The following is a 15,914-nucleotide window of genomic DNA, read 5'->3' as shown; positions in this document are numbered from 1 at the left end:
CCGCCGGAAATGACGCAGTTTGTCGCCCGATGTCGCGAGGGGAGAAAAGATGAGCACCGACACGGAAATCTTCGGCCACCTGCCGTCCGGCGAACCGGTGCATCGGCTGACGCTCACGGGCGGCGGGCTGACCGCCAAGGTGCTGACCTGGGGCTCGGTCATCCAGGACCTGCGGCTCGACGGCCATCAGGCGCCGCTCGTGCTCGGCTTCGAGGATTTCGACAGCTACCCCGCCCACTCCTCCTATTTCGGCGCCACACCCGGCCGCAACGCCAACCGCATCGGCGACGGGCGCTTCACGCTCGACGGCAAGGCGTTTGAGCTCGACCTCAACGAGAAGGGCGTCACGCATCTGCACGGCGGCAGCGACAATATCGGCAAGCGCAACTGGACGATCGTCGAGCGGGCGGAGGATAGCGTGACGCTCAGGATCACCGATCCCGATGGCCGCGCCGGCTATCCCGGCAACTGCACGGTGACCTGCACCTATGCGCTGAAGCCGGGCGGCACGCTGAACGTCCTTTACGAAACCGAGACCGACGCGCCGACGCTCGCCAATGTCTGCCAGCACAGCTATTTCAACCTCGACGGCGGCGAGGACGCGCGCGGCCATGACATCATGATCGCCGCCGACCATTACCTGCCGACGGACGAGCGGCTGATCCCGACCGGCGAAATCCGGCCCGTCGCCGGCACCGCCTTCGACCTCCGCGAGATGACCTCGCTCAAGCGCCAGATGCAAGGCGACAGGATCGCCTATGACCATAATTTCTGCCTCTCGCCGGAGCGCATGCGGAAGCGCTCGGTGGCGCTGGTGCGCAGCATCAATTCCGGCGTCTCGCTGGAGGTGCGGACGACCGAGCCCGGCGTCCAGCTTTACACCGGCTCCAAACTGAACGTGCCTGTCCCTGGCCTCGAAGGCCGCCGCTACGGCCCCTACGCCGGCTTCTGCCTCGAGACGCAAGTCTGGCCCGATGCGGTGAACCACCGAGGTTTTCCGAAGGGTGTGCTGAGGCCGGGTGAGGTGCTCCGGCAAGAGACGGACTACGTTTTCGCCAAGAGCTGACGGGGGCGATTCGAATTCGACGTGCCACTCTGAAAGAGTGCGGGCAGTGCACGCCGCCTAAAGCAAGCGCACCTACGATCAGTACATCCGCATTAAGGCTATGATTTCTTTGAAAAAACTGGAGCGGGCGAAGGGATTCGAACCCTCGACCCCAACCTTGGCAAGGTTGTGCTCTACCCCTGAGCTACACCCGCTCATCAGACCCAGGTCCGGGGTAGTCTGTGGACCGTGGGTTGCCGCCCCGTCTTGCGGCGACCGGCGCTATATGGCCTATCGATTTTTCAAATGCAACAGGGAAATGGCGCGGAAGGCAAGAATTTTTTCGGGCTATTCCCAAAAGGCCGCCATGCCGCGATCCCCGCCGTTGGCCGCCCTTGAGATTGCGTAAGCCGGCCCTTCCTCGTAAAGCAGGACAAAATCTAAAGCCGTCGGAAGGATCAAGATGATGAGCGAGGCACAGCCGAAATCCGCGGAAGACCTGTTCCGCTTTCTCGACGAACTCGGTATCGAGCACAGGACGAAGCGGCATCAGCCGGTCTTCACCGTTGCCGAATCGGTGGCGCTGCGCGATGAAATTCCCGGTGGACATACAAAAAACCTGTTCCTGAAGGACAAAAAGGACAACTATTTCCTGCTGACCGTCGAGGAGAATGCGACGGTGGACCTGAAGACCATTCATCAGACCATCGGCGCGGCCAGCAAGGTCTCCTTCGGCAAGCCGGAGAAGCTGATGGAATATCTGGGGGTGATCCCCGGCGCCGTGACCGCCTTCGGCGCGATCAACGACACTTCGGGCAAGGTGAAAATCATTCTCGACGAGGGGCTGATGGAATTCGACACGATCAACTGCCACCCGCTCTCGAACGACCAGACGACCTCGATCGCCGCCACGGATATGCTGCGCTTCATGGAGGCGACCGGACACGAGCCGCTTGTCTTGAAAGTGACGGCCTGACATACGATCTTTGGCGCGGAAAGCATCAAGTCGGGCGGCAAGCCCGCGAGGAGAGAGAAGAATGGGCGGTAGCGACAATCCCTATGCAGGTTCCTTCGGCAACCAGATGACGGCCTCGGCCTCGTTCGGCGGGCAGCCGGCACCGAATGCCGCGGCCGCCGGCGACCTGATTAAGGAGACGACCACCGCCGCCTTCGCCCGCGACGTGCTCGAGGCTTCGCGCCAGCAGCCCGTGCTCGTCGACTTCTGGGCACCCTGGTGCGGCCCGTGCAAACAGCTGACGCCGGTCATCGAGAAGGTGGTCAAGGAAGCCGCCGGCCGCGTCAAGCTCGTCAAGATGAACATCGACGACCATCCATCGATAGCCGGCCAGCTCGGCATCCAGTCGATCCCGGCGGTCATCGCCTTTGTCGGCGGGCGTCCGGTCGACGGCTTCATGGGCGCCATCCCCGAGAGCCAGATCAAGCAGTTCATCGACCGCATCGCCGGCCCGGCCGTCGATGATTCCAAGGCCGAGGTCGAGGCCGTTCTTGCCGATGCCAAGGCGCTGCTCGAATCCGGTGACGCGCAAAACGCCGCCGGCCTCTACGGTGCCGTGCTGCAGGCGGAACCGGAAAATGCCGAGGCGATCGCCGGCATGGTCGAATGCATGATCGCGCTCGGCCAGCTTGCCGAGGCGCGCCAGGCGCTCTCGCAACTGCCGGAAGAACTGGCGAAGGCTGCGGTAATCGGTGCCGTTTCGAAGAAGCTCGACCAGATCGAGGAGGCCCGCAAGCTCGGCGATCCGGTGGCTCTGGAGCAGCAACTGGCGCATAACCCCGACGACCACGCGGCACGGCTGAAGCTTGCCAAGATCCGCAACGTCGAGGGCGACAGGACCGGCGCCGCCGAGCATCTCCTGACGATCATGAAGCGCGACCGCAGCTTCGAGGACGACGCCGCCCGGCGCGAGCTGCTGTCCTTCTTCGAAGTCTGGGGGCCGAAGGATCCGGCGACGATTGCCGCCCGGCGCAAGCTTTCCGCGCTGCTGTTCTCCTGAGCCCCGGCAGCAGCAAAACGGAACTGCTTTTTGCGTCGCGGATTGCAGCTTTTTCCTTGAGATTTTTGAGGGATGCACCATCTCTTGAGCGTGCGACCCGCGTTTATGAAACGGGGGACGCCGCGATCTTCAGGGGCAATCGGAAATGCATGTCGGAAATGCGCGTTATCTCAGTCCGAAGGATCTGCCGGAGATCATTCCGGTCTTCCCCCTGACGGGCGCGCTGCTGCTTCCGGGTGCCCAGCTTCCTCTCAACATCTTTGAACCCCGCTACCTCGCAATGTTCGATGACGCGCTCTCCGGTGACCGGCTGATCGGCATCGTCCAGCCCTCCTTTGCCGAAGGCCGCAGCGACATCGATTCCTCGCCGGTGCCGGCACTCTGCCAGGTCGGCTGCATCGGCCGCATCACCTCCTTCGCCGAAACCGGCGACGGCCGCTACATCACCTCGCTCACCGGCGTCTGCCGCTACAGGCTGTTTGCCGAAATTTCCGGCGTGCGCGGCTATCGCCGCTTCCGCATCGGCCCCTTCGCGGCCGATCTCGAAGGGCCGGACGACGAGGCCCTCGTCGACCGCGAGGCGCTGCTCGCCGCCTTCCGCGCCTATCTCGACGCCAACAAGCTGGAGGCCGACTGGGAAAGCGTCGAGCGGGCGAGCAACCGTACGCTCGTCAATTCGATGGCGATGATGTCGCCCTATGGCCCGGCGGAGAAGCAGGCGCTGCTCGAAGCGCCCGATCTCAAGACGCGGGCCGAAACGCTGATCGCGATTACCGAGATCGTACTCGCCCGCAATTTCGGCGATCTCGACAACATTCTGCAGTGAAGACGATGGACGCAAACGCCAGCCGGGTCGATCCGAAACTCCTCGAATTGCTCGTCTGCCCGCTGACCAAGGGGCGGCTCAGCTACGATGCCGAGGCCCACGAACTGGTCTCGGAAAGGGCCCGCCTTGCCTATCCGATCCGCGACGGCGTGCCGATCATGCTGGTCTCGGAGGCGCGCAAAATCGAGGATTAGGCAACGGTTGCTTGCCCCTCATCCCGTTGCCGCGGCCTTCTCCCCGCAAGCGGGGCGAAGGGGCATGCCGCGCCGCCTCGCCCCCCTTCGTCAGCGGACTGGATGGGAGCTTGCCGCGAATCTCTTCGCCCCGCTTGCGGGGAGAATGTGCCGGCAGGCGGATGAGGGGCAAATCGCTGGAAGGTCGTTTGTGCCTTAACCGCCGACGTGCTCGACGCTCGCCTCGATCCGCTCCATGTCGTCGTCGGAAAGGCCGAAATGGTGGCCGATCTCGTGGATCAGCACATGGGTGATGATATCGCCGAGCGTTTCCTCGTTTTCCGCCCAGTAGTCGAGGATCGGGCGGCGGTAAAGGGTGATGCGGTTCGGGAACTGGCCGGTCTCCATGGTGAAGCGCTCGCCGATGCCGCGGCCTTCGAAGAGGCCGAGCAGGTCGAAAGGCGTCTCGAGCGCCATGTCTTCGAAGACATCGTCGCTTGGGAAATCGGCAACTTCGATGATGAGGTCCGTCGTCAGCTTGCGGAATTCGTCCGGCAGGTGGCTATAGGCTTCAAAAGCAAGCTGTTCGAATGTGGTAAGCGTCGGTGCGTGGCGTTCCCGCCAATCATCGGTCTGGTCAATGCGGGCCATAGGCACTCCTTGTTGCCCTCATATAGCGATTTCCCGTTTGTTTTTCGAGTGTTGAATTCTGCCCGGGCAGGATAGAGGAATAAATTCTTATTCTTTGCTGTTGACTCTTCCCGCCAGCTCTGGAATCCATAAGAACATAACATGAACATTTGATGGGAGCTGACCGTCATGGCCGAGAACGCCGTGCAACGGCAAACCATTCTTTCCCTTCGTGACACCATAGCACGGATTGAAAATTGCAGCTTGCCTGGAATTGTGCGGGCCGCCAAGGCGGCCGATGCAGCCGGCTTTCGGCGCGGCAGCGAAGGGACCTTCCATCGCAAGGTGCTGCCGCTCGGGATCGGGCCGCTCGACGATCTCCTCAAAGGCGGGTTGCCGCTTGAAGGGATGATGGAAATTCGCAATGCCGAAACCCGCGATGCAGGCGCGGCCGCCGGCTTCGTGGCGGCGCTTGCGGTGCTCTATCAGCAGGAGAGGAGGGAGAAAGGCCATCTCGCTCCGGTGCTCTGGATCAGCCAGGCGCTCGCTTGCCGTGAGGCGGGGCAACTCTATGCGCCCGGCCTCAAGTCCTACGGGCTCGATCCGGAGCGCTTCCTCTTCGTCGCGGCGCGCACCGTCAAGGATGCGCTCTGGATCGCCGAGACGGCGCTTGCGGTGCCGGTCTTCGCCGCGGTCGTTCTGGAAATCCGCGGCAATCCCGCCTGTCTCGCCTTGAGCGAGAGCCGGCGTCTCAATGTCCGGGCCCGGGCCGGTCATGTGCCTCTGCTTCTCTTCCGCCAGGCGGGCGAGGAGGAGGCGAGCAGCGCCTTCTTCCGCTTCCAGATCAAGCCGGCACCAGCCGGCGGACGTCCTCTCCCCGATGGCTCGGTGCTTTGCGGCAGCATCGATCATCCCGCCTTTCACCTCCTTGTCGAAAAAAGCAGGGCTTATGCCGCTGCCGACATCTTTCTGGAATGGAACGCCCATGACCGCCGCTTCTACCCCCTCGACGAGCGCCGGAGCGCCGCTCTTCAGGTCAACGGACAGCCAGAGAATCCTGTCGATCCACTTTCCGCACCTGCCGGCCGATCGCGTCGCGCGCAGCCGCTGGGGCGCCTCCTGGCTTTCGCGCGGGCGTCCTGATCATCCGCCGGTCGTTTTTGCCGCCAAGATCGATAATGCCATGCGCCTCGTCGCGCTCGACACGCTTGCCGAGAAGATCGGCCTGAAGCTCGGCCAGGGGGCGGCGGAGGCCCGCGCCATGTGCCCGGCGCTCGACGTGATCGCCGCCGATCCGGCGGCCGACCAGGCCTTCCTGGAGGGGCTTGCCGACTGGTGCGACCGCTATACGCCGCTGGTCGCGCTCGACGGAAAGGACGGCCTGTTTCTCGACATCACCGGCTGCGCGCATCTGCATGGCGGCGAGAAGGGGCTTGTCAGCGACCTCCTGTCCCGGCTTTTTTCGCTCGGCGTCGAGGCGCGGGCGACCGTCTCCTCCGCAGCCGGCCTTTCCTGGGCCGCCGCCCGCTACGGCAATATGGCCGTCATCGAAGCGGGAGAGGCGGGCCGGGTTCTTGCACCCTTGCCGGTCGCTGCACTCCGCCTGCCGGAGGAAACCGCCGCAGCCCTCGAGCGCGTCGGGCTGAAACAGATCGGCGACCTGCTCGAAGCGCCGCGCGCGCCGCTCGCCCGCCGCTTCGGATCCCTCCTTCTCCTTAGGCTCGACCAGGCGAGAGGCGCGGCGGACGAACCTTTATCGCCCCGCCTGCCGGTGCCGAGCTTTGCCGCCGAGCGCCGGCTCGCCGAACCGCTGATGGACGAGGAATACATTCTCGAACTCACCCGTCACCTTGCCAAGGACGTCCGCGCCTCGCTGGAGCGGCATGGCGAAGGCGGGCGGCTGTTCGAGCTCCTCCTGTTTCGCGTCGACGGGCGGGTGTTCCGTGTGCGGGCGCATGCGGCCATGCCGTTGAATGACGCCGACCGCATCGCGGCGCTCTTTCGCGAACGGCTGCAGGCAGTCCATGACGATCTCGATGCCGGCTACGGTTTCGAAATCCTCAGGCTGGCCGTGTTGCGCAGCGAAAGGCTTGATCCGGCGCAGCAGGATTTTTCCGGCGTGCCCGAGGAAAGCCAGCCGCTTGCCGCCTTCATCGACAAGGTTGCCGCCCGTTTCGGCCCCGATTGCCTGATGCAGGCGAGCCTTGCCGAAAGCCACCTGCCGGAGCGGGCGGGCGGGTTTGCCGCGGTCAGGAATGTGGCGGCGGTGATGGCGCCGCCTGGCTCTAACGACAGGGTCTTTCCGGAAAACCGCCCGCTTCGGGTTTTCGCCCATCCCGAACTGGTGGAGGCGACGGCCGAGGTGCCGGACGGCGCCCCGCGTAGCTTCAACTGGCGCAAGACCCAGTATCGCGTCGCCCGTGCCGAAGGTCCCGAGCGGATCGCCGCCGAATGGTGGATCGACGGGGAGGACCATCCGACGCGCGACTATTTCCGGGTCGAGGATCAGGAGGGCCGCCGATTCTGGCTGTTTCGCGAAGGGCTTTACGGAAGGGAAGTCGCGGCAGCCCGCTGGTTCATGCACGGAGTTTTCGCATGAGCGAGGCGCCTATCTTCTGCGAGCTTGGGGCGCGCACGAATTTCTCCTTTTTGGAGGGGGCGGCGCCGGCCGAGGAGATGATCGTCTTTGCCAGGAAGATCGGGCTTTCAGGCCTCGGCGTCGCCGACCGCAACAGCGTGGCCGGTGTCGTCAGGGCCCATGCCAAGGCAAAAGTGGAGAATTACCCTTTCCAGCCAGGCGCCCGCCTGGTCTTTGCCGACGGCACGCCGGATATTCTCGCCTATCCCCGGAACAGGCAGGGCTGGGGGCATCTTTGCCGGCTGCTCAGCGCCGGCAACCTGCGCTCCAAGAAGGGCGAATGCACGCTTTATCTCGCCGATCTCCTCGAGTGGCAGGAGGAGCTTCTGCTGATCGTCATGCCGGGCGAAGGCCGGCCGCAGCCGGAAATCCTGAACACGCTTCTCGAAACATTGCGAGAGCATGCCGGCAACCGGCTCTATCTCGGCCTGGCGCCCCGTTATGACGGCTTCGACCGGCATGACTTTGCCGTTCTCGCCGCGGTCGCCAGGAGCCTCGATGTTCGGCTTCTGGCTACCAATGACGCGCTCTATCACGATCCGCATTACCGGCCGCTTGCGGATGTGGTCACCGCCATTCGCGAGCATGTGTCGGTCGCCAGCGCCGGCTTCCTCCTCCAGAAGAATGCCGAAAGGCACCTGAAGGGCCCGCAGGAGATGGTCCGGCTTTTCCGCGACTATCCCGAAGCGATCGTCAATGCGGGCAAATTCTTCAAGCGGCTATCCTTCAGCCTCGACGAGCTCAGCCACCAATATCCGGACGAAAACGCCGCGGGCGAAACGCCGGCCGAAAGCCTGCGAAGGCTCGTCGCCGAAGGCGCGCGCGAGCGGTATCCTTCCGGCGTGCCGGAAAAGGTCCAGCGGCAGATCGAATACGAGCTCGAACTCATCCACGACAAGAAATACGAGCCCTATTTCCTGACCGTCCACAAGCTGGTGAAATTTGCCCGCAGCGTCGGCATTCTCTGCCAGGGGCGGGGATCTGCCGCCAATTCCTCGGTCTGTTTCTGCCTCGGCATCACCGACGTCGATCCGCAGAAGTTCACGCTGCTGTTCGACCGCTTCCTGTCGCGCGACCGTGACGAGCCACCCGATATCGATGTCGACTTCGAACACGAGCGGCGCGAAGAGGTCATCCAATACATCTACCGGACCTACGGCAAGGAGCATGCCGGGCTCACTGCTGCGGTGATCAGCTACCGCTCGCGTTCGGCCGGCCGGGAGGTCGCCAAGGCCTTCGGCCTGTCGGAGGACGTGCAATCGGCTCTCGTCAGTTCGGTCTGGGGCTGGGGGACCTCGCCCTTCACCGAGGAGCAGGCGAAAGGGGCGGGGCTCGACATGGCGGATCCGCTGACCCGGCGCGTGCTTGCCTATGCCAGCCTGCTCATGAACTTCCCGCGGCACCTCTCCCAGCATGTCGGCGGCTTCGTCATCACCCGCGACAGGCTCGACGAGGTCGTGCCGATCATGAACACGGCCATGCCCGACCGCTACATGATCGAATGGGACAAGGACGACCTCGACCAGTTGAAGATCCTCAAGGTCGACGTGCTGGCGCTCGGCATGCTGACCTGCCTCGCCAGGGCCTTCAGGTTCCTGGAGGCTCATTACGGAGAAAAGAAGATCCTGGCCCAACTCTACCAGGATCAGCAGCCGGCCGTTTACGACATGATCTGCCGCGCCGATACGGTCGGGGTGTTCCAGATCGAAAGCCGGGCGCAGATGAGCATGCTGCCGCGGCTCAGACCACGCGAAATGTACGATCTAGTGATCGAGGTGGCGATCGTCCGCCCCGGTCCCATCCAGGGCAATATGGTGCACCCCTATCTGAAGCGGCGCGAGGCGCAGAGGAACGGAGAAGCGGTCGACTATCCGAGCGAGGAATTGAAGGCGGTCCTGGAAAGGACGCTGGGCGTGCCGCTGTTCCAGGAACAGGCGATGCAGATCGCCATCACCGCCGCCGGCTTCTCGCCGAGCGAGGCCGATCGCCTGCGCCGCGCCATGGCGACCTTCAAGCGGACCGGCACGATCCACACTTTCGAGCGGAAGATGATCGATGGCATGGTCAAGAACGGCTATGAGAGGGAGTTCGCCGAACGCTGCTTCAACCAGATCAAGGGCTTCGGCGAATACGGCTTTCCCGAAAGCCATGCCGCCTCCTTCGCCTCTCTCGTCTATGCCTCCTCCTGGTTCAAGGCCTATTATCCGGATGTCTTCTGCGCCGCGCTTCTGAACTCGCAGCCGATGGGCTTCTATGCGCCCGCGCAGCTCGTGCGCGATGCCCGCGAACACGGGGTGAAAATCCTGCCGGTCGACGTCAACCACTCGGACTGGGATGCCCTGCTCGAAGGCGAGAGGATGTTCAGCAAGGCTGCGATCGACCCGCGCCACGCCGACATGCGGAACGTCATTCTTTCCAGCAAGGCGGTCCGGCTCGGGTTTCGGCTGGTCAAGGGCGTAAAGCAAGCGGATATGGAGGTGCTCGTTGCCCGCCGCGGCGAGGGATACCGGTCCGTGCACGATCTCTGGGTCCGCTCCGGCCTGAGCCGGGCCGTGCTGGAGCGCCTTGCGGATGCGGATGCCTTCCGCTCCATCGGCCTCGACCGGCGAAGAGCACTCTGGGCGGTCAAGGCGCTCAACGAGCAGTCGGCGGTCGAGCGCCTGCCGCTTTTCGATAGGGCCGGTTCCACGGACCTGCAGGTCGAGCCGGCCATCGCCCTGCCGGACATGCCCGCCGGCGAACATGTCATCAATGACTATCGCACCCTGACGCTGTCGCTGAAGGCCCATCCGGTCTCCTTCATGCGGGAGGATTTCGCGCGCATGGGCATTCTTGCCAGCCGGGATCTGGCGAGGACCCCGGCAGGAAGACGGGTGACGGTGGCAGGCCTCGTGCTCGTTCGCCAGCGGCCGGGTTCGGCCAATGGCGTCATCTTCATGACGATCGAGGACGAAACCGGTGTCGCCAACATCATCGTCTGGGAGAAGACCTTTCAGAAATACCGGCGGCAGGTCATGGGATCGCGGCTCGTGAAGATACGCGGCCGGTTACAGAGCGAAAGCGGCGTCATCCATGTGGTTGCCGAACATATGGAAGACATGACGCCGATGCTCGGGCTCCTGCGCAACGAGGCCAAGCGTTTCGGAGCCAATGATCGGGCCGACGAGGCGCTCAGGCCGACCGCGGATGCCCGCGACAAGAAAGCGCTCCGCCAGTTGCGCCTGATGCCTTCTCAACAAGAGGGACGGAAAACGTCGGAGTCGGGGAGCGAGGTGGCCGAGGTCATGCCGAAGGGACGCAACTTTCATTGATCCTTTGGTCGGCTTGCCAACTGCAGATCGCTGCATTGCCCAATTGTCCCCGGCTTTGGCTGCGGGCAAGCCTGTGTAAAAATGTCGCAGCCTTTCCCGCCCAATTTGCAAGCCATGAGAGAAAAATCGGTGCCTTAGAATCCCCTAATCCAATGAAAACACGAAATTTTTCCTCAAGATTAGAACGGCTCTAATATACCCTTCAACTTTATGGAGAGGAGTTTTTAGTTGACGGCAAATGTCCTCTTTTGCTTTATCGCAAATTCAGGATGTTGCGTTTGACGGGCAAGACGAAATGCTGGTTTGCAGCTGCAATTTCATCACCGAAAAAGAGATCGAGGATACGATCATAGGCCTGCTCGATGAGGACTGTTGGCAGCTGATCGTGCCGGCGAAAGTCTATCACGCGATGGAAAAGCGCGGCCGTTGCTGCGGCTGTTTCCCCAATGTCGTCGACATTATCATCCGCACCACCGAGCAATATCACGCCCGTCGCGACTCGACGGAGACCGAGATATTTGATTTCATGACCCGCCTAAAACAATTCCACGAAGAAAACCGGAGGGCGGATCTTGAAAGGCGACGCAAAGGTCATCGAGCAGCTTAACGAAGCGCTCTTTCTCGAACTCGGTGCCGTAAACCAGTACTGGGTGCATTACCGCTTTCTCGAAGACTGGGGCTACACGCTTCTTGCAAAGAAGGAGCGTGAGGAATCCATCGAGGAGATGCACCACGCCGACAAACTCATCGCACGCATCATCTTCCTCGAAGGCCATCCCAACCTGCAGACGGTCGCACCGTTGCGCATCGGCCAGAATGTCAAGGAAGTGCTGAAGGCCGACCTCGCCGGCGAATACGACGCCCGCACGGCCTACAAGAACTCCCGCGATGTCTGTCACGCGGCCGGCGACTATGTCTCGATGAAACTTTTCGAGGAACTGCTCGCCGACGAGGAGGGCCACATCGACTTCCTCGAGTCGCAGCTGCAGCTGCTCGAAACGATCGGCGAGGAAAAATACGGGCAGCTCAACGCCGCCCCGGCCAACGAAGCCGAATAATATCTAATATGTTTTGATGGAGCGCCGCGCGTGCCGACGCGCGGCGCTTTTGTTTTGAGCTTATTGCAAGATAGCCAGCACGCAGGGACGTTGCGCAAACGTTCATGCGCAGACTCCAAGCGCGTCATGATGTTCGATGCGAGAATTGAAGCATCGCACCACGCCCGGATGCCAGCGGCGATGTTTCGGCCAACGCATTTGACTGTTCCGACAGGAACATGAGAGACCTCGGAACTCGCGATAGATGGCAGCGGAACGGAAGCTCCGTTCTCGAGGTCATGCGCAGGCATGATTAGGTATGGGGGTCGAAGCAGGTCACGGAAAATTCCCAGTTCTCGTTCATTTCACGCTCTTTTCCCGGCTGGCTCATGGTCCGTTTGCAGATCGGATGCGCCTCGATGCGAGAAGCGGCATTGAAATGCGGGAGGTCGCGTTGGCGCAGCGGGCGGGACATGGGCAGTGCGGCCTTTGTGCAATCGAGCGGCACGCCCGCGGCATTTCGCCGAACGATCCGACTTTGACGGGCGGGACATGAGGACCGTGGTTCGAGCCTGCAGGCCCCCTAGGCAACCAGTCAGGAGACAGGAATGGGAATGATCACGGGCACCATCGGCAACGATGTGTTGATCGGCAGCGACCTCGAAGCCGACGTCATCGCGGCCTATCAGGGGGCTGATATCATCAATGGTGGCATGGGCGGCGACAGGGCTTACGGCTATGAGGATAACGATACCGTCAGCGGTTCCTTTCAGGGGGACGAACTCCACGGCGGCGACGGCGACGATAGGCTGAACGGCGACAGCGGCAACGATGTGCTGACGGGCGACGCCGGCAAGGATACACTCAATGGCGGCAGTGGCCGTGACACCATTGTTGCAACCTCGGTCGACGAGATTGCCGGCGATATCGTCGATGGCGGCTCCGGCATAGATACAGTGAAGCTCGACTATTCGGCGTATGGCGTCGGGCTCGACATCACCATCGGGGACTGGACTTCGCCGCAGATACTGGCCGGTGGCATCAAGGTGAGGAACGTCGAGTCCTTCGAAATTGCAGGCACGGGTTTCGACGATGTGATCATCGGCGGCAATTATGCCGATGTCCTGTCGGGAGGCGTTGGCCATGACGAGCTTTCGGGCGGCCGTGGCGATGATTCGCTGACGGGCGGCACCGGTGCCGACATGCTCGCCGGCGGTTCTGGTTCCGACCGCCTGTTCGGCGAAACCGGTAGTGACGTCCTCTTCGGTGACTCCGGAAAGGACTGGCTATACGGCGGTAACGACGACGACAAACTCTATGGCGGGGATGAGGAAGATCAGCTCATCGGCGACGCCGGTAACGACCTACTCTCGGGCGGCCGCGGAAGGGACCTGATGTTCGGCGGTGACGGCGCGGACATTCTCCAGGGAGGAGCGGGCAACGATGTCCTCTTCGGCAATCTCGGCGACGACACGGTGGACGGCGGCGACGGTGACGACTGGTTGATGTACACCTTTGGCCAGGGCACGGACCAGATCACGGGTTCGGCTGGCAGCGATCGCCTGGAAATCGGGAACTTCACCGGCGACTTCACGGCCAAGGCGGCATCCGAAGTCAATACGCTCGACGGTGGAACGACGATTTCCGGCATCGAGCATTATACGATCTTCGCCGCCGGTTCCGACGCGAACAACATCACCACCGGCGACGGTAATGACATCGTCTTTTCTTCGGACGGAAACGATACGCTCGTTCTCGGCGCCGGGGATGATATCGTCAGAGCGGGTGTCGGCATGGACAAGGTCGCGGGCGGCAGCGGTAATGACGAGATAGTTCTTGGCGAAGGCGGCGCCGATCAGGCCGATGGCGGCACGGGGACGGATTGGGTATCTCTGTACCGCTACTCCTCGACGACAGCCCTAACCTTCTCGGCGAGCGACAGTACGGCCACGCTTTCCGATGGAACGAGTCTTACGAATTTCGAGCGCTATATGGTCGAATTCGGCAGCGGTAGCGACGTCGTCGCCTCCGTAGGCTCCGCTGAGATCGTCTGGTTTAACGGCAATGGCGGCAACGACACTCTGATTGGCAGCAACGGTGCGGACAGGCTCGACGGCGGCACGGGCAACGACACGCTGACATCCGGCGCCGGCGACGATGTGATCAACGATCTCGACGGCTTTAACACGATCGGTGCCGGCGAAGGCGATGACAAGGTTTCGGTCGGCGACGGATCGACCGGCGCCAGCAACAACGTCGTCGATCTTGGTGCTGGAAACGACAGTTTTTCGCGGAGCGCCTCGAATGGGGTTCTCGAGCTTGATGGCGGCGCCGGGATAGACTTCGCGACCATCGACTTCAGCATGGCCTGGTCGAATGTCGGATTTGAGCTCTCGGCCGACGTGACTGCTACCGACGCGCCAGTTTTTGTGAGGAACGTCGAGCGAGTCAAGCTCATCGGCGGTCCGGGCAGCAACACCTTCTTCGGAGGCAGCCTCGATGACGAGTTGAGCGGCGGCGGCAACAATGACGTCCTCAATGGCGGCGCCGGCGACGACACGATATCGGGCGATGCCGGCAACGACCGCTTGAGAGGCGGTGCGGGCAATGACATCATCCGCGGCGCAGGCCTCGGCGGCACCGACGGCAAGGATGTGATCTATGCCGAGGACGGCAACGACATGGTCTATATGGGGATCGGCGACAAGGCCGATGGCGGCGCCGGGACCGACGTGGTGAATCTTGATCTCACGGGGCAGACGCGGGACATCAGTTTTGCGTTTTTCGGCGCGGCGGTCATCGTCGACACGGCGACGTGGTTCAGCGGCTTCGAAGTGCTCGAATATGCGGGCAGCAACGGCCGCGACAGGGTGAGCGGCGGCGATCTCGACGACACGCTCAAAGGCAACCACGGCGACGACGCTCTGCACGGCGGCGCCGGCAGCGATACGCTCCGGGACGGCGCCGGCGACGATCAGCAGTTCGGGGATGCCGGCAACGACCTTCTCATCCGCGATGATTCATCGGGCAAGGATGTGTTCGACGGCGGTAGCGGTGTCGACACGCTTTCCTTCATTGAAGGATCGACTTCGGTCGTTCTCGATCTCCAGGACCAGGCGGCGAACAAGGGCCTGGCACTCGGTCTCACGGTGGCGAACGTCGAGAACATCAGAGGCAGCGGCGCCGACGACGAGATCCGCGGCGATGCAAACGGCAATGTTCTTTATGGCGGGAAGGCCGACGACTTCCTCGACGGTCGCGCCGGCAACGACACGCTGGTCGGCGGCAAGGGCGATGATTGGCTGACTGGCGGTGCCGGCAGCGACCGGTTCGTCTTCGATAAGGACGGATTCGACGGCGAGGGGGATGTCATCACCGATTTCGTGCGAGGCCAGGACAAGCTCGTCATCGAGCGCGACGCCTTCGGCATCGCGGCGGGTGACGCGGCGGTGACGCTCGTGAGCGGGACGGACCCGGCCACCACAAGCGGAAAGGGGACATTCCTGTTCGATACGGACGATGGCCGGCTCTGGTTCGATGCCGACGGAGCGGGGACCGGCGCCGACCTGCAACTCGTCGCCATCCTGCAGAAGGTCAATGCGCTTTCGACGGGCGATTTCGTCCTCGCCTGACGAGCTCTCCAACCAAATCCGCAATCAGGAGCCCGTCCCGTTTGGCGGGGCGGGCTCCGACGGCGGGCTACCTACCCCGCGAGATGCGCGAAGGCGGCGACGATCTCTTCATAGGCCTTGCGTTTGAACGGCACGATCAGGTTCGGCAGCTCGTGCATCGGCTTCCATTCCCAGGCGTCGAATTCGGGGTCGTGGCCGCCCGGCGGCGGGTTGATGGCGATCTCGCTTTCGTCGCCTTCGAAGCGGAAGGCATACCAGCGCTGCGTCTGGCCGCGATACTTGCCCTTGAGGCCGATGCCGATCAGGTGCTCCGGCAGGTCGTAATTGATCCAGCTGGGCGCCTCGGCAAGCAGCGAAACGCTGCGCATGCCGGTTTCCTCGTATAGCTCGCGATAGGCGGCTTCAAGCGGATCCTCGCCCTCGTCGATGCCGCCCTGCGGCATCTGCCAGAGCTGCGGCGAGCCGTCATATTCAGAATTGCCGACCGCGAGGCGATGTCCGGCCCAGACAAGCCCCCCATGATTGAGGACCATGACCCCGACACATGGCCGATAGGGCAGGTCCTCTGCCTTCAAAACCTTGCCCTTGTCTTTACCCATGTCGCCAT

The 15,914-nt window shown here is 62.7% G+C and carries 13 protein-coding genes and 1 tRNA gene; 11 read left to right on the top strand and 3 right to left on the bottom strand.

The window, feature by feature from the left end; translation table 11 throughout:
* Positions 1-49: 49 nt before the first annotated feature.
* Positions 50-1,066, top strand: coding sequence for an aldose epimerase family protein (locus ATC00_RS06785; RefSeq protein ID WP_064252333.1), 1,017 nt, complete (start codon positions 50-52; stop codon positions 1,064-1,066).
* Between the two features lie 119 nt (positions 1,067-1,185).
* On the opposite strand, the gene ATC00_RS06780 is transcribed toward ATC00_RS06785, so the two are convergent.
* A tRNA-Gly gene (locus ATC00_RS06780) sits at positions 1,186-1,260 on the bottom strand.
* 251 nt (positions 1,261-1,511) lie between these two features.
* Between ATC00_RS06780 and ATC00_RS06775 the strand changes: the two genes are divergently transcribed.
* The 4 genes from ATC00_RS06775 (at position 1,512) to ATC00_RS06760 (ending at position 4,080) form a co-directional block, all read left to right on the top strand.
* Positions 1,512-2,021, top strand: coding sequence for a prolyl-tRNA synthetase associated domain-containing protein (locus ATC00_RS06775; RefSeq protein ID WP_037390059.1), 510 nt, complete (start codon positions 1,512-1,514; stop codon positions 2,019-2,021).
* Between the two features lie 61 nt (positions 2,022-2,082).
* A complete protein-coding gene (trxA, locus tag ATC00_RS06770) occupies positions 2,083-3,060 on the top strand; it encodes a thioredoxin (RefSeq protein ID WP_064252331.1) in 978 nt (325 codons plus the stop codon).
* 145 nt (positions 3,061-3,205) lie between these two features.
* Positions 3,206-3,886, top strand: a complete 681-nt coding sequence (locus ATC00_RS06765) for an LON peptidase substrate-binding domain-containing protein (RefSeq protein WP_037389940.1) — start codon at positions 3,206-3,208, stop codon at positions 3,884-3,886.
* Between the two features lie 5 nt (positions 3,887-3,891).
* Positions 3,892-4,080 carry a Trm112 family protein gene (locus ATC00_RS06760; RefSeq protein WP_037390058.1) on the top strand — a complete coding sequence of 63 codons (189 nt, stop codon included), beginning with the start codon at positions 3,892-3,894 and terminating at the stop codon, positions 4,078-4,080.
* A 195-nt stretch (positions 4,081-4,275) separates the two neighbouring features.
* Here ATC00_RS06760 and ATC00_RS06755 read toward each other — a convergent pair whose 3' ends face one another.
* Positions 4,276-4,710 (bottom strand): metallopeptidase family protein, encoded by a 435-nt coding sequence (locus ATC00_RS06755; protein WP_037389938.1) that lies wholly within the window; start codon positions 4,708-4,710, stop codon positions 4,276-4,278.
* Positions 4,711-4,878: 168 nt separating this feature from the next.
* Between ATC00_RS06755 and ATC00_RS33345 the strand changes: the two genes are divergently transcribed.
* From ATC00_RS33345 to ATC00_RS06720, 6 genes are all read left to right on the top strand, one after another.
* The gene (locus ATC00_RS33345; protein WP_064252330.1) at positions 4,879-5,832 is read left to right on the top strand and encodes an ImuA family protein; all 954 of its coding nucleotides are present in this window, start codon (positions 4,879-4,881) and stop codon (positions 5,830-5,832) included.
* Positions 5,744-7,288 (top strand): DUF6504 family protein, encoded by a 1,545-nt coding sequence (locus ATC00_RS06745; RefSeq protein WP_268801620.1) that lies wholly within the window; start codon positions 5,744-5,746, stop codon positions 7,286-7,288. Before ATC00_RS33345 ends, ATC00_RS06745 begins: the two co-directional genes overlap by 89 nt.
* Positions 7,285-10,638 (top strand): error-prone DNA polymerase, encoded by a 3,354-nt coding sequence (locus tag ATC00_RS06740; RefSeq protein WP_064252328.1) that lies wholly within the window; start codon positions 7,285-7,287, stop codon positions 10,636-10,638. Before ATC00_RS06745 ends, ATC00_RS06740 begins: the two co-directional genes overlap by 4 nt.
* A gap of 295 nt (positions 10,639-10,933) precedes the next feature.
* The gene (locus ATC00_RS06735) at positions 10,934-11,245 is read left to right on the top strand and encodes a (2Fe-2S)-binding protein (protein ID WP_037390057.1); all 312 of its coding nucleotides are present in this window, start codon (positions 10,934-10,936) and stop codon (positions 11,243-11,245) included.
* Positions 11,211-11,696, top strand: coding sequence for a bacterioferritin (bfr, locus tag ATC00_RS06730; protein ID WP_037389933.1), 486 nt, complete (start codon positions 11,211-11,213; stop codon positions 11,694-11,696). Before ATC00_RS06735 ends, bfr begins: the two co-directional genes overlap by 35 nt.
* A gap of 587 nt (positions 11,697-12,283) precedes the next feature.
* Positions 12,284-15,307, top strand: coding sequence for a calcium-binding protein (locus tag ATC00_RS06720; protein WP_064252326.1), 3,024 nt, complete (start codon positions 12,284-12,286; stop codon positions 15,305-15,307).
* Between the two features lie 71 nt (positions 15,308-15,378).
* On the opposite strand, the gene ATC00_RS06715 is transcribed toward ATC00_RS06720, so the two are convergent.
* Complete coding sequence (locus ATC00_RS06715) at positions 15,379-15,906, bottom strand: RNA pyrophosphohydrolase (protein WP_037389928.1); 528 nt, start codon at positions 15,904-15,906, stop codon at positions 15,379-15,381.
* Positions 15,907-15,914 lie beyond the last annotated feature (8 nt).

Source organism: Sinorhizobium americanum, from assembly GCF_001651855.1.
GTDB lineage: Bacteria > Pseudomonadota > Alphaproteobacteria > Rhizobiales > Rhizobiaceae > Sinorhizobium > Sinorhizobium americanum.
The sequence above is the reverse complement of the archived record's forward strand: the minus strand, read 5'-3'. Positions and strand labels throughout refer to the sequence as shown.